The sequence below is a fragment of the Streptomyces sp. YIM 121038 genome (assembly GCF_006088715.1).
Lineage (GTDB): Bacteria > Actinomycetota > Actinomycetes > Streptomycetales > Streptomycetaceae > Streptomyces.
In genome coordinates this window covers 6,217,006-6,230,716 of record NZ_CP030771.1, presented here as the reverse complement: position 1 = coordinate 6,230,716, position 13,711 = coordinate 6,217,006, and the positions used below count along the sequence as shown (strand labels likewise).

The 13,711-nt window shown below is 72.1% G+C and carries 14 protein-coding genes and 1 pseudogene; 7 read left to right on the top strand and 8 right to left on the bottom strand.

The genetic code is table 11. The features are described from left to right. Nucleotides 1-15: 15 nt before the first annotated feature. The 4 genes from C9F11_RS26835 to C9F11_RS26825 form a co-directional block, all read right to left on the bottom strand. Complete coding sequence (locus tag C9F11_RS26835; RefSeq protein ID WP_138961653.1) at nt 16-1,740, bottom strand: ABC transporter substrate-binding protein; 1,725 nt, start codon at nt 1,738-1,740, stop codon at nt 16-18. Between the two features lie 200 nt (nt 1,741-1,940). Continuing rightward, a complete protein-coding gene (locus C9F11_RS49970; protein WP_311775232.1) occupies nt 1,941-2,033 on the bottom strand; it encodes an Ms4533A family Cys-rich leader peptide in 93 nt (30 codons plus the stop codon). Between the two features lie 67 nt (nt 2,034-2,100). After that, the gene (locus C9F11_RS26830) at nt 2,101-3,471 is read right to left on the bottom strand and encodes a DUF3152 domain-containing protein (RefSeq protein ID WP_138961652.1); all 1,371 of its coding nucleotides are present in this window, start codon (nt 3,469-3,471) and stop codon (nt 2,101-2,103) included. A gap of 8 nt (nt 3,472-3,479) precedes the next feature. Further along, the gene (locus C9F11_RS26825; protein WP_138961651.1) at nt 3,480-4,517 is read right to left on the bottom strand and encodes an alpha/beta hydrolase; all 1,038 of its coding nucleotides are present in this window, start codon (nt 4,515-4,517) and stop codon (nt 3,480-3,482) included. A 390-nt stretch (nt 4,518-4,907) separates the two neighbouring features. On the opposite strand from C9F11_RS26825, the gene C9F11_RS26820 reads away from it, so the two are divergent. The 4 genes from C9F11_RS26820 to C9F11_RS26805 all read left to right on the top strand — a co-directional run bounded on the left by C9F11_RS26820 (nt 4,908) and on the right by C9F11_RS26805 (nt 6,873). Further along, complete coding sequence (locus C9F11_RS26820) at nt 4,908-5,126, top strand: hypothetical protein (RefSeq protein WP_138961650.1); 219 nt, start codon at nt 4,908-4,910, stop codon at nt 5,124-5,126. A gap of 167 nt (nt 5,127-5,293) precedes the next feature. Next, nucleotides 5,294-5,935, top strand: a complete 642-nt coding sequence (locus tag C9F11_RS26815; protein ID WP_138961649.1) for a TetR/AcrR family transcriptional regulator — start codon at nt 5,294-5,296, stop codon at nt 5,933-5,935. A 194-nt stretch (nt 5,936-6,129) separates the two neighbouring features. Next, nucleotides 6,130-6,357 (top strand): DUF3107 domain-containing protein, encoded by a 228-nt coding sequence (locus tag C9F11_RS26810; protein WP_138961648.1) that lies wholly within the window; start codon nt 6,130-6,132, stop codon nt 6,355-6,357. Nucleotides 6,358-6,603: 246 nt separating this feature from the next. Beyond that, nucleotides 6,604-6,873 (top strand): hypothetical protein, encoded by a 270-nt coding sequence (locus C9F11_RS26805; protein ID WP_138961647.1) that lies wholly within the window; start codon nt 6,604-6,606, stop codon nt 6,871-6,873. Nucleotides 6,874-6,939: 66 nt separating this feature from the next. On the opposite strand, the gene C9F11_RS26800 is transcribed toward C9F11_RS26805, so the two are convergent. Continuing rightward, complete coding sequence (locus C9F11_RS26800; RefSeq protein WP_171075852.1) at nt 6,940-7,713, bottom strand: ferritin-like fold-containing protein; 774 nt, start codon at nt 7,711-7,713, stop codon at nt 6,940-6,942. Between the two features lie 289 nt (nt 7,714-8,002). On the opposite strand from C9F11_RS26800, the pseudogene C9F11_RS26795 reads away from it, so the two are divergent. Next, nucleotides 8,003-9,670 (top strand): annotated as a pseudogene (locus tag C9F11_RS26795) (DEAD/DEAH box helicase); the annotation flags it as partial. A 122-nt stretch (nt 9,671-9,792) separates the two neighbouring features. Continuing rightward, complete coding sequence (locus tag C9F11_RS26790) at nt 9,793-10,668, top strand: alpha/beta hydrolase (protein ID WP_138961646.1); 876 nt, start codon at nt 9,793-9,795, stop codon at nt 10,666-10,668. Between the two features lie 46 nt (nt 10,669-10,714). Here the strand turns inward: C9F11_RS26790 and C9F11_RS26785 are convergent, their stop codons facing one another. After that, the gene (locus C9F11_RS26785) at nt 10,715-11,629 is read right to left on the bottom strand and encodes an NYN domain-containing protein (RefSeq protein ID WP_171075851.1); all 915 of its coding nucleotides are present in this window, start codon (nt 11,627-11,629) and stop codon (nt 10,715-10,717) included. Between the two features lie 215 nt (nt 11,630-11,844). On the opposite strand from C9F11_RS26785, the gene C9F11_RS26780 reads away from it, so the two are divergent. Beyond that, the gene (locus C9F11_RS26780; RefSeq protein WP_138961645.1) at nt 11,845-11,997 is read left to right on the top strand and encodes a hypothetical protein; all 153 of its coding nucleotides are present in this window, start codon (nt 11,845-11,847) and stop codon (nt 11,995-11,997) included. A 103-nt stretch (nt 11,998-12,100) separates the two neighbouring features. On the opposite strand, the gene C9F11_RS26775 is transcribed toward C9F11_RS26780, so the two are convergent. Together C9F11_RS26775 and C9F11_RS26770 are read right to left on the bottom strand one after the other, a co-directional pair. Continuing rightward, nucleotides 12,101-12,703 (bottom strand): MarC family protein, encoded by a 603-nt coding sequence (locus tag C9F11_RS26775; RefSeq protein WP_138961644.1) that lies wholly within the window; start codon nt 12,701-12,703, stop codon nt 12,101-12,103. Nucleotides 12,704-12,817: 114 nt separating this feature from the next. Beyond that, the gene (locus tag C9F11_RS26770; protein WP_138961643.1) at nt 12,818-13,693 is read right to left on the bottom strand and encodes a PHP domain-containing protein; all 876 of its coding nucleotides are present in this window, start codon (nt 13,691-13,693) and stop codon (nt 12,818-12,820) included. Nucleotides 13,694-13,711 lie beyond the last annotated feature (18 nt).

The following is a 13,711-nucleotide window of genomic DNA, read 5'->3' as shown; positions in this document are numbered from 1 at the left end:
ATCTACCGACGGGCCCTACTTGACCGCGACCTGGGAGATGTCGAGGACGCCCGTCCAGTCGCTGATCACGACGTTCTTGATGTCCTTGCCGTACAGGCGCTTGTAGACCGGGTGGAACAGCGGCACGTTGACGGCCTTCTCACCGATCTTCTTGTCGAGCGCGCCCCAGCGCTCGGCGGCCGCGGCGTGGTCCGTCAGCTTGTTGATCTCGTCGATCTCCTTGTTGACGGCCTTGTCGTTCAGGAAGGAGGAGTTGAAGTTGTAGCCGTCCTTGACGATCTGGCGGCCGTCGAAGATCGGGGCGAGGAAGGGGCCGCCGGAGGGCCAGTCGGCACCCCAGTGGGCGAGGAAGAGGCCCGGCTCGTCCTTGGCGTCGTGGACCTTGTCCTCGTAGTCGTTGTCCTCCAGGCCCTGGAGCTTGACGGTGATGCCGGCCTTCTTCAGGGAGTCCTGGAGGGCGGTGGCGATCTCCGGGCTGGTCTCGAAGTTCTTGGCGTTGGAATGCGTGAGCGTGATGGTCAGGCCGTCCTTGTAGCCGGCCTCCTTCAGGAGCTCCTTGGCCTTCTTCGGGTTGCCGCTCGCGCCCGCCGGGAAGTGGTCGAACTTCTGGTAGCCGAACGACTCCTGGTTGGGCAGGAAGGTCGTCGCGGGCTCGGCGAGGGAGGAGCCGCCCGCGGCGTTGATGACCGAGGAGCGGTCGACGGCGTAGGCGACGGCCTGGCGGACCTTCGGGTTGTCGAAGGGCTTCTTCTTCGGGTTGAAGGCCAGGTAGTTGGTGTAGCCGAAGTGGCCGGTGCCGACCTGCGAGGCCAGCTTCTTGTCGCCGGTGACCTTGGCGAGCTCGGCCGGGCCGAGGTTGGTGTCGGTGGTGACGGCGGCGGCGTCGGCGCCCTGGCTCGCGGAGAGGCGCTGGTTGATGACGGACGAGTTGAAGCCGGAGCGGACGTCGATCTTGTCCGGGTAGGCCTTGCGCTCGGCGTCGGTCTTCGCCGACCAGTGCGGGTTGCGCTCCAGCTGGAGGCGCTCGCCGCCGCCTGTGTTCTTGACGACCTGGTACGGGCCCGAGGAGATCGGGTGCTCCTCGTACTTGGTGCCCTTGTCCTTGGCCTTCGGCACGGGCGCGAACGACGTCTGCGTGGCCACGTAGTCGAAGTCGCCGACGGGCTTGTTCAGATGGAAGACGATCGTGCGCTCGTCCGGCGTCTCGACCGAGTCGAGGCCCTTCTTGTCCTTGTACGGGCCCTCGTACGTGGCGCCGCCGATGAGCCAGTCGCGCAGGAAGGGCGCGCCGCCGGACAGCTCGGCCGCGAAGGAGCGCTCGATGCCGTACTTGATGTCCTTGGTCGTGATCGGCGTGCCGTCCTCGAACTTGAGGCCCTTCTTCAGGGTGTACGTCCACACCGTGGCGTTCTTGCTCGGCTTGCCGAGGCTCTCGGCGAGGTCCGGGACGACCTTCGCGCCCTCGGCGCCGTCCTCGCGGTTGCGGGTGGTCAGGGTGCGGAAGACCAGGCTCGGCACGTTGCCGCCGCCGGAGGTGTAAAGGCGGGCGGGGTCGAAGGTCTTCTGGGGGTCGCGGTTGAGGACGGTGAGCGTGCCGCCCTTCTCGGCCTTGCCGTCGCCTCCGGCGTCGTTGCCGTCCTCGGGCCCGCAGGCGGCGGCGCCGGCGGCCAGGACGACCAGGGTGGCGGATGCCGCTGCCACGCGGCGGGATATGACGGACTTCTGACGACGCAGACGCATCGGAGTGCCTCTCGGAAAGCTGAGGAGATGAAGGGGAGCGGAGGAAAGCGCGGGAGCCCGCCCCGGGCACGTACGTCCAAGACCGTCTGTCCAGGATGCGGACAGCTGACCACATCGTGGGCCGCGTAGGGAGCGCGCCCCACAGGGGCACGGAACGCGGTGAAGGAAGAAGAAGCGCGACGCACTCGCCGGGGCGGGCGTCAGCGACAGTGAATATCGGCCACGCAGAGCGCGGTCACGCCGAACAGCGCCAGCTCAAGGGCGGCGCTCGGGGAGGCGTGACGGGTCGACATGCGGAGAAATATGGACGATGCCTCGCGGAATGTCAACGCGATGTCCCACCTGTCGAGCCAGGCCGTCTCACCCCTTGGGAAACACCCAGGGGTTGGGCTTGCAGTGGATCCCGTCGTGGTCGAGGAACTTGGTCTGCTGCTGCATCACGGGCGCGAGTTCGCCGTCGCGCTGGCAGTCCACGTGGCCGTGGCCGAGCCGGTGGCCGACCTCGTGGTTGATCAGCATCTGGCGGTACGGGTGGATGCGGTCGCCGTAGGTCTTGGCCCCCTGGGCCCACCGATAGGCGTTGATCATGATGCGGTCGGTGGACGCCGAGTCGCACGACACGTTCTGCTGGAGCGTTTCGAGACCGGACTTCGCACACCACTTCGCGGTGGTCACCGGGCTCGCCAGGGTGATGACGAAGTCCGGCTTCCCGGAGGAGATCCGCTCGAAGGTGCGGGCCCCGCCGTGGGCCCAGCTCCGGCTGTCGTTCAGGGTCTTCTGCACGGCCTGCGCGAACAGGGCGCCGTCCAGGCCCATGCCCTTCTCGACGTCGACGCGGTAGCGGAACTTCTGCCCCTTGCCGGGCGCCTTGTCGAACCCGGGCATCGCCGCGAACTGCCCGGACGCGGCGAGCTTCGCGTCCAGCGGGTACTTCTTGCCCATCTTCGCGTCGTACGACTCCGGGGTCGCGGTGTCGGTCGGCGCGGGCCGGTTGTCCGAGCGCGAGGCGGAGCCGCGGGCGTCGCGGTCGTCGCCCGCGCCGTGGTCGGCGGCCTGCGTGTCGGAGCCCGAGCCCTTGCCGTCGTCGGTGACCTGGGCGGCCACGACGATGGCGAGGGCCAGGGTCACGGTCGCGGCGGCCGCACCGATGACGGTACGGCTGCTGAGCCGCCCGCCCGACGGGGTCCCGCCGTCGGCCGCGGCGGCGCCCGGGGAGCCGCCGGTGCCGTCGCCGTCGTCCCCGGCGTCGGTCTCCCAGGCGGTCACGGACGCGTACGGGTCGCGGGGCGCGGGGCGCCGCACGGGCGTGGCGCCCGCCGCGAACACGTCCGCGCCCTCGAAGCCGTCCGGGGCACCGAGGGCGTCGAAGGCCGCGACGTCCTCCCGTCTCGGCCCCGGCACCCGCCGCGGCCGCGGCGCACCGGTCCTGGCCTTCGGCGCGGCGCCGCCGACCGGACCCCAGCCGCCCCCGGGCTCACGCTGCTCGGGGTGCCCGCCGCGCACGTGCGGGACGCCGCGGGGCGGGGTGGCCTGCGGGGTGCCGTGCGCGGGGGCGCCGTGCTCGGGGGTGCCGTGCGGCGGCGTCACCTGGGGCGTGCCGTGCGCGGGAGTGTCACCGCGCCGGCGGCGGCCGCCGCCGGTCCCGGGCTCGGTCGCCTGGGACTCGGGTATGCCAGGGGTGCTGCTGGTGTCTGTCGTGTCGGCCGGGGTCCGGCGGCTATGACGTCCCACGCGGCGTGTCAGCTCCTCGTACCCGAAGTACCCGGCTCGCGGCGGTCGTCGTTCACGCCGCCACCCTTGCGCACCTCACGAGGATCCCTCAACTCACCCGCATCAGCCACGAGTTCACGGATCGCGGTGGCCACCGCGTCCGGAAACTCCATCATCGCCACGTGCCCGGCGTCGGGCAGCGTGAGCAGCCGCGAGCCGCCGAAGGCCGCCGCGGCCCGGCGCGCCATGCGGTACGACACCAGCCGGTCCCGGCCCCCGTACACGAGCAGCGTCGGTGCGAGCACCCGCTCGGCCTGCCGCCACAGACCGTGCTGGCCGCCGAGCGTGTACGCGTTCACGATGCCGCGGGCCGAGCGGGCCATGGCGTCCCAGAAGTAGGGGTGTGCGAGCCGGCGCTCCATTTCGCGCACGGCCGCCGCGAACGCCTCCGGCGAGACCTTGGCCGGATCGCCGTAGCAGAGCCCCATGACGCTGCGCACCCGCTGCGCCGGTGTCCACTCCTTGGTCAGCCGGGTGAACAGGCCCGCCACCCCGGGCAGCGCGAGCAGGCCCGTGGGTACGGCGGTGCGCTGCACCCGCAGCTCGGGCAGGGCGGGCGAGACCAGGGTGAGGGTGCGCACGAGGTCGGGGCGGACCGCGGCGACGCGGGTGGTGACGGCGCCGCCCAGGGAGTTGCCCACCAGATGGACGGGGCCGCGTCCGCGGGCGTCCAGATAGCGGATGACCGCACGCGCGTGCCCGGTGACCGAGTAGTCCCCGTCGTCCGGGGGCGGTGAGTCGCCGAAGCCCGGCAGGTCGAGGGCCTCGCCGTCCACGACGTCCTGGAGCAGCGGCATCAGGGCCGACCAGTTCTGCGAGGAGCCGCCGAGCCCGTGCACGTACAGCGCGGGCGGCAGATCCGTGTCCGCCGCGGCCCGGCCGCGCACCGAGAGCGTCAGGCCGGGCAGCGTGACCGAGTCCATGCGCTCGCCCTCCGCGACACCGACGGCGCCCGGTTTGGGGGCGACGGTGGCGGCCAGCACGTCCGGCAACTCGGTCGAAGACATGCGGGCAATGTTACGAGACGATCACGCGTTGGATCGCGTGTTCGGGGTCACAGGTGCCGTTTGGATCCCGTAACAGATCACGCGGGGACCGGGCGAGAGATCGCGGAGCGCTCCGATCGGGTGTTCCCTGGGGACATGGGGAACTCGCGGGGAAGAGGCCCGCGAACAGGGCACTCGTACCCCGGAACGTCCCGTACGGAGGAGACCCCGGCGGAGCCGGGGAGAACCGCACCGGGGACGAAGACGAACCGGAACAACCCGAAGACCCCGAGACCCCGAGACCCCGAGACCCCGAGACCCCGAGACCCCGAGACCCCGAACCGCACCGAGAGACACCGAAGACGCCGCAGACGCCGCAGACACCGGCAAGAGATCCGAGGAGTCCCCATCATGACCGTTGACCCCAGCGACCCGGACACGTTCGAGGCCGAGGAGGCCGAGGACGGCTACGACGAGGAGACGCCCGAGGCCGACGCCGCCGAGCAGCACACCGACCTGGCACCGCAGCACGACGGCTCCCTGGAGGACGTCGACCCCGGCGCCGCCAACGTGGCCGACGTCGCCGAGCAGGCCCGCGTGGTCGACCTGGACGAGGACGACTACCGCTGAGCGGGGGCGCACGCTCGCACAGCTGCCCGTGTTTGCCCTGCTACGCACCGCTTCCATGGGTGCCCGGTCCGTGAAATTCTGCGCTCGCACCGCGCACATCGCAGTTACCGAAAAGTACGATGGCGGCGCGGCGCACACCGCAACTAAGGACGATTCTGGGAGGCGGCGTGACAGCCATCGAGCAGACAGAGGCGGCACGCCCGCGGGGCACTCGCCTGCCGCGCCGTGCCCGACGCAACCAACTCCTCGGCGCGGCCCAGGAGGTCTTCGTCGCCCAGGGGTACCACTCGGCGGCGATGGACGACATCGCCGAGCGGGCAGGTGTCAGCAAGCCGGTGCTCTACCAGCACTTCCCCGGCAAGCTCGACCTCTACCTGGCCCTGCTCGACCAGCACTGCGACAACCTGCTGCAGGCGGTGCGCGCGGCCCTGGCCTCGACGACCGACAACAAGCAGCGCGTCGCGGCGACGATGGACGCCTACTTCGGGTACGTGGAGGACGACGGCGGCGCCTTCCGGCTCGTCTTCGAGTCGGACCTCACCAACGAGCCCGCGGTCCGCGAGCGCGTCGACAAGGTGACGCTCCAGTGCGCGGAGGCGATCTGCGAGGTCATCGTGGAGGACACCGGCCTGCCCGAGGCCGAGTCGATGCTCCTTGCCTCCGGGCTCGGCGGCCTCGCCCAGGTCGTCGCGCGCTCCTGGCTGCACAGCGACGGCGGCGTCTCGCGGGAGAAGGCGGTCCAGCTGCTCACCTCGCTGGCCTGGCGCGGCATCGCGGGCTTCCCGCTGCACGGCGCCGAGGGCCACTGAGAGCCGAGGGCCCCGGAGCAGCCGAGGGCCCCGGAGCAGGCGGACGGACGCTCAGCCCCCGCCCGCTTCTCTTCCCGGCGCGTGTTCGCTCCTGGCGTGCGCGGCCGGAGCCGTCAGCGTCGCCTCACCGGGCTAATCTGTGCAGGTACGGCGCGGGCGGCCGCGCACATCACTGACCGTCGGAGGGACAAAGCGTGGAGGTCAAGATCGGCGTGCAGCACGCGCCGCGCGAGATCGTTCTGGAGAGCGGTCAGAGCGCCGAGGAGGTCGAGAGCGCGGTCTCCGAGGCCCTGACGGGCAAGGCCCCGCTGCTGAGCCTGACGGACGACCACGGCCGCAAGGTCCTGGTCCCCGCCGACCGCCTCGCGTACGTGGAGATCGGCGAGCCGGCCCAGCGCAAGGTGGGCTTCGGCACGCTGTAGCACGCGGACGGCGCGCGCCGCAGCGGCGCGCACGGGAGCGGCCCGGTGGGTGGACCACCGGGCCGCTCCCGTGTGTTCACCCGCTGTTCACCCGGTGTACGGGAAGCGGCGGCGAGCTCCGGACATGGATGGGGTGGAGGGTTGCGTTCCGACGGCCGGGGGTAGGACCGGCTAGGACCGTTTTGCCCCCATGATCCGCCGCGGTCGTCCGCGACCGCACCCGACCACGAGGGAGGGACCCCCATCGTGATCCTGGAAGCTCTCGGCTCCGCGCTGCTCGGCCTGGCCCTCGCCTGGGCGACGGCCCACCGGCTCGGCCACCGCCTGCCGTCCCGCACGCTCGTCCTCGCGACCGGGGCGGGCGGGGCGCTCGTAGGAGCGTTCATCGCGCACACGGCGCTCGGCCCCGGCCGCTCGGCCATGACCCTGGTGGGTGCCGTGATCGTCGCGGCCGCGCTGCTGTCCCTGCTGCTCCGCCCTGACCGCCGCCTGCGCCGCCGCCAGCTCACGGCGTAGGCCACCGCGCGCGGCCCGGACTCGCGTCCGGGCCGCCGGGCTCCGGGCCGGGGCCCGGGGCCGGACTCAGGCCGCCAGGCCCAGCGCGGCCATCCGCTTGGTGTGCGCCTCGGTGATCCGCGAGAACATCCGCCCGACCTCGGCGAGGTCGAAGCCGTCCGCGACGCCGCCGACCAGCATGGTCGAGAGCGCGTCCCGGTCGGCCACCACCCGCTGCGACTGCGAGAGGGCCTCCCCCATCAGCCGCCGCGCCCACAGCGCGAGCCGCCCGCCGACGCGCGGGTCCGCCTCGATCGCGGCGCGCACCTTCTCCACGGCGAAGCTCGCGTGCCCGGTGTCGTCGAGGACGCCGAGGACGAGCCCGCGCGTGTCGACGTCGAGCCGGGCCGCGACCTCGCGGTAGAAGTCACTGGCGATGGAGTCGCCGACGTACGCCTTGACCAGGCCCTCCAGCCAGTCGGACGGCGCCGTCTGCCGGTGGAAGCCGTCCAGCGCGGCGACGAAGGGCTGCATGGCCCCGGTCGGCTCCTCGCCGACCGCGGCGAGCCGGTCCCGCAACTGCTCGAAGTGGTGGAACTCGGCGGACGCCATCTTCGCCAGCTCCGCCTTGTCGGCCAGCGTCGGCGCCAGCTTGGCGTCCTCCGCGAGCCGCTCGAACGCCGCGAGCTCTCCGTAGGCGAGCGCGCCGAGCAGGTCCACGACCGCGGCGCGGTACTGCGGGTCGGCGGAAGCTTTCGCCCAGTCCTGGGCGGCCACCCCGGTGGGGGTGGCGGCGGCCCCGGCGTCGGCTGCGTCCTTCGCGGGCTGAGCTGCGTTGTCAGGCGTCTCCATGAACCGCACAATAGCCCGGCGGCGCGGTGGCGTAAGGCCCTGGTCAGCCACTGTGACGACAACGACGTACGGCCGCCGAGGGGGCGCGCGCCGGGCCACCGGGAGCGCCGGTGCGAGCCGGGTGACACAAATCGCCGGACACTCATGCGAGATTCCGGGGTACAGTGGTAATGCGCCCGCCGAATATTCGACGGGCCGTATGAATGAGGATGCCCGGTCGGTGGCCCGATCGGCTCCGACCAGACAGCCCTCCAGGGCGTACGCATGGTGCGTACGGCATGCGGAGGGACCCTCAGCGGTGTGAGCGCTCGAGCGTCGGCAGTGGTCCCGTGCCACCTGGCCCGCCCGGTTCGTTCCACAGGCGGCCGGTAGTCCCCGACACGGTCACGACCCCCAGCGTTCGCCTCGCGCCGCGTCTCACAGAAGAGGCATTGCCCTGACTACGACTTTCCGGGATCTCGGGATCCTCCCCGAGACAGCCGAGGCCCTCGAGGCCGTCGGCATCGTGAACCCCTTCCCCATCCAGGAGATGACGCTCCCCGTCGCGCTCTCCGGCACCGACGTCATCGGCCAGGCCAAGACCGGCACCGGCAAGACGCTCGGCTTCGGCCTGCCGATCCTCGAGCGCGTCGTCGTCCCCGCCGACGTCGAGGCGGGCCGCGGCACGCCCGACGACCTGACGCAGGCTCCGCAGGCGCTCGTCGTCGTCCCCACCCGCGAGCTGTGCACGCAGGTCACCAACGACCTCCTGACCGCCGGCAAGGCGCGCAACGTCCGCGTCCTCGCCATATACGGCGGCCGCGCCTACGAGCCGCAGGTCGAGGCCCTGAAGAAGGGCGTCGACGTGGTCGTCGGCACCCCCGGCCGCCTGCTCGACCTCGCGGGCCAGCGCAAGCTGAACCTGAAGCACGTCAAGTGCCTCGTCCTCGACGAGGCCGACGAGATGCTCGACCTGGGCTTCCTGCCCGACGTCGAGAAGATCATCAACCTGCTGCCGGTGAAGCGCCAGACGATGCTCTTCTCCGCGACCATGCCGGGCGCCGTCATCGGCCTCGCCCGCCGCTACATGTCGCAGCCCACGCACATCCGCGCCACCGCGCCGGACGACCAGGGCGCGACCGTGGCGAACATCGCGCAGCACGTGTACCGCGCGCACTCCATGGACAAGCCCGAGATGGTGTCCCGCATCCTCCAGGCCGACGGCCGTGGCCTCGCCATGATCTTCTGCCGGACGAAGCGGACGGCCGCGGACATCGCCGAGCAGCTGGAGCGCCGCGGCTTCGCCTCCGGCGCGGTCCACGGCGACCTCGGCCAGGGCGCCCGCGAGCAGGCCCTGCGCGCCTTCCGCAACGGCAAGGTCGACGTGCTCGTGTGCACCGACGTCGCCGCCCGCGGCATCGACGTCGAGGGCGTCACGCACGTCATCAACTACCAGTCCCCCGAGGACGAGAAGACGTACCTGCACCGCATCGGCCGCACCGGCCGCGCGGGCGCCAAGGGCATCGCGATCACGCTCGTCGACTGGGACGACATCCCGCGCTGGCAGCTGATCAACAAGGCGCTCGAGCTGGACTTCAACGACCCGGTCGAGACGTACTCCAGCTCCCCGCACCTGTACGAGGAGCTCGACATCCCCGTCGGCACGAAGGGTGTCCTGCCGCGCGCCGAGCGCACCCGGGCGGGCCTCGACGCCGAGGAGATCGAGGACCTCGGCGAGCCGTCCGCCCGCGGAGGCGCCAAGGGCCGGTCCCCGCGTGGCCGCTCCCGGACCGCCGCCGCCACCGTGGAGGAGCCCGCCGAGCGCCAGGAGCGTACGCCGCGCAGGCGCCGCCGCACCCGCGCGGGAGCCCCGGTGTCCGCCGCGGAGGCCGCCGCTGCCGCCGAGGCTCCGGCCGCCGAGGCCCCCGCCGCCGAGCCGGAGTCGGCTCCGCGTGCGCCCCGCAGGCGCCGCCGCACCCGCGCGGGCAAGCCCGACGCCGCGGAGTAGCAGCCCGCCACCCCTTGAGAAAGCCCGTCGCGACCGCGGCGGGCTTTCTGCCGTCCTCCCCCACAGCGCCGCCGTGGCGGGCAGGCGTTACCGTACGTCGCATGAGTAGGCCCCCCACCTTCACCCCGCCCCCCGGCACCCGGGCCCGGGTGCTGGAGACCGCGCGCGGGGACTTCGCCGTCCTGGACGCCGCGCCCGCCCGCACGACCGGCGGGGTCAAGGGGTCCGCGTTGCTCCTGCCCGGGTTCACCGGCAGCAAGGAGGACTTCATCGCGCTGCTCCGGCCGCTGGCCGACGCGGGCTACCGCGCGGTGGCCGTGGACGGACGCGGACAGTACGAGTCCGACGGCCCGGACGACGAATCCGCTTACTCCTTGGGCGAGTTGGCCCGCGACGTGCTCGCCCAGGCCGCCGCGCTCGACGACCCGCCCGGCACCCCGCTGCACCTGGTCGGCCACTCCCTGGGCGGCCTGATCGCCCGCACGGCCGCGCTGGCCGCCCCCGCGGGCACCTTCGCCTCGCTCACGCTCATGTCGTCGGGCCCCGGCCGCATCGCACCGTCCCAGCGCACCCGCGCCACCCTGCTCACGGACGCCCTCGCGGCGCACTCGATGGCCACGGTGTGGGAGGCGATGCGGGCCATGGACCCGCCACAGGACGCCGAGGTGAACGGGGGCGCGGACAGCGACGCCCTGCGCGCCCGCTGGCTGCGCAACAGCCCGGCCCAGCTGATCGCCACCGGCAGACAGCTGTGCGTCGAGCCGGACCGCGTGGCCGAGCTCGCCGCCCTGGAGCTGCCCGTACACGTGCTGTCCGGGGAGCGGGACGACACCTGGCCGGTGCCTCTCCTGGACGACATGGCCCGGCGCCTCGGCGCGCACCGCACGGTCGTGACGGGCGCCGACCACTCCCCCAACACCGACCGGCCCGAGGCGACGGCCACCGCCCTCGTCTCCTTCTGGGACCGGACCCGCTGATGGAACCGGGCCCGCCGATCGGTCCGGACCCGCTGAGCCCGGCGCCTCAGTAGCACTTCTGGAGGTGCTCCCAGAAGCCGTCCCGCAGCACCCGCCGCAGGTCGGACTGGCCCCGCAGGGAGTAGTCGAGCAGCCGCTCCGCCTCGACGAGGAGCTCCTGGTCGACCGAACCGGGCAGATAGGGGTGGCCGGGGAGCAGCCCCACGAGGGCTTCGCGGCCCCGCGCCGACAGCCACTTCGCGGAGATCTGCGCGCCGACGAAGCGCACGTCGTCCCGCGAGGGCCGGGAGGCCGCCAGCGGGCCCTCGTACGGCAGGGCGGAGCGGCGGCTGATGTACGGCTTGAAGAAGTCGGCGTCGAAGGTGCGCTGGCTGTCGACCTCCCACAGCAGCGGCTCCGCCTGGTTGCGCCCGTCGGGGGCCTCGATGCCCCACAGGTGGACGCGGGCGCCGTACCCCTGCGCGGCCTCGACGGCCGACACCAGGTCCTCGTCGCCGCCGATGAGCGCGGCGTCGCTGATGGCCCGGTGCCGGGCCAGGGACTCCAGGTCGCTGCGGATCAGCGAATCGACGCCTTTCTGCTGGTTGTTGGCGTTGAGGTTGCCGAGCCTGACCTTGACGTCGGGCAGTTCGGCGATGGACTGCTGCTCACTGGTGTGGATGCGCCGCCGGGCGCCGTCGTACCAGTACACGCGCAGCAGCCTGCTGTCGGCGAAGATCGTGCGCGCCTTGTCGATGAGCGCGTCGATGAGCCCTTCGGCGTCCAGGTCGAAGGCACGCCGGTCCTCGGTGCCCACGGCGAGGCGTCCCGCGGCGGCGTACAGATATCCGGCGTCGACGAAGATCGCATGGGTGGACGGAGTCTTCGCCACCTCGGCGAGCATGCGCTCAAGGAGCCCGTTGGCGCGCGCCAGCAGGGCGTTGACCTCGACGGTCTCGTGGGTGGTCTCGTCCGTGTCCATACGGAACACATTGTCGCGTCCGTCACACAGGGGGCACAACCAGTGCTTGTTACGCAACGAACACAACCAGCCGCGAAACGGGGCGGCAACACGATGTTCATTAGCCTCTCAAAAAATTTCCTTAGCGTAGGGAATGTTTGAGGCGGGAAACTCGTTGGACCCGTATGTAACCGCAGTTCTCCTCAGGAGGATCACCAGACGAAGGGAGAAGCCCTATGCGCTTCGAAATCATGCGACTCGACGACGTCGACGGCACCGCTGTGGACACCACCGTCGTGGACGCCGCCTCCGTCAATCGGATCGTGCAGCAGGCGGCCGCCATCGGCCAGCGCCTCTACATCCGCCCGGCCGACACCACGGCCTCGTAACGCCGCACGTCCCCACCCATCACGCTCCAGAGCCCTGTACGACACCGGATCACGCCGGTGACGTACAGGGCTCTGTTCGTGGGTGCGCGGTGCGCGCGGGGGCTCAGCCGCCCCGGATGATCTGGGTGACGCCGTTGACGATCTGCTGCACCGCGATCGCCGACAGCATCATGCCCGCGAGACGCGTCACCAGGACGACGCCGCCGTCCTTGATGACCCGGATGATCAGCAGCGAGAAGCGCATCGCCAGGAACAGCACCACGTGGATGGCGAGGATCGCCGCCCAGACCGAGACCTGCTCCATGCCGCTGGCGTCCTTGACGGCCAGGATCACCTGGACGATCGCGCCGGGCCCGGCGAGCAGCGGCATGCCCAGCGGGACGAGCGCGACGTTCACGTCCTTGGTCTGCTGGGGCTCGTCGGTCTTGCCGGTGAGCAGGTCGAGCGCGACGAGCAGCAGGAGCAGGCCGCCCGCGATCATCAGGGCCTGCGTCGACACGTGCAGATAGTCGAGGATCTGCTGGCCGATGACGCCGAACAGGGCGATGACTCCGAAGGCCACACAGACGGCCTGGAAGGCCATCTTCTTCTGCACCTTGGCGGGGCGGCCCGCGGTCAGGGCGAGGAAGATCGGCGTGATCCCGGGGGGATCCATGATGACAAAAAGGGTGAGGAAGAGAGATCCGAAAACGGCGACGTCGAACACGGTGATGGCCTTGCAGAGAGTCGTACGAGGTGAGGGAGGTGGGGCGGCGGCGGCCGCGCACGGCGCGGCGGGGCCGCGGCCCCGGACAGGCGTGGCGGACGGTGGACGCGCCCGCTAGGCGGACAGGTCTCCGCCCGCGCCCGGCACCGGGAAGGCCCCGGTGGCGCGGCGCGTGATCTCGCCGTAGATCTCGGGGTCGGTGGTGTACTCACCGAGCGAGACGGTCTTGCGGCTGCCGTGGTAGTCACTGGAGCCGGTCACGAGCAGGCCGAGGTCGGCGGCGAGGGCGCGCAGGCGCGGGCCCGCCTCGGGGGCGTACGCCAGCTGCTCGGGGTGGTCGACCTCGATGCCGTCGAGGCCCGCGGCGGCCAGCTCGGCTATCGCGGACTCCGGGACGATCCTGCCGCGCTGGGCGGCGGCCGGGTGGGCGAACACGGTGACGCCGCCCGCGGCCTTGACCAGGCGGATCGCCTCGAAGGGGTCGAGCTCGGTCTTCTCCGCGTACGCGCGCCCGCCGTCGGCGAGCCACTCGGGCGTGAAGGCGGCCGAGACGTCGGCGACGACGCCGAGCTCCACGAGGGCCTCGGCGACGTGCGGGCGGCCCACGGAGCCGTCGCCCGCGATCCGCTCGACCTGCTCCCAGGTCACGGGGACGCCGAGCTCCTGGAGCTTGCGGACCATGGTCCGCGCGCGCGGCACCCGGTCGTCGCGCACCAGCTCGCGCGCCCGCGCGAGCTCCGGCTCGTCCGGGTCGAAGAGGTACGCCAGCATGTGCAGGCCCACGCCGTCGAGGCGGCAGGACAGCTCGGCACCGGTGACGAGGGTCAGGCCGGCGGGCAGCGCGGCGATGGCCTCGGCGTGGCCGCGCGTGCTGTCGTGATCGGTCAGGGCGACGACGTCGAGCCCCGCGGCGGCGGCGTTGCGCACCAGCTCGGCCGGGGTGTCCGTGCCGTCGGAAGCGGTGGAGTGGGTGTGCAGGTCGATGCGCACGCGAGGACTCCACGCTGT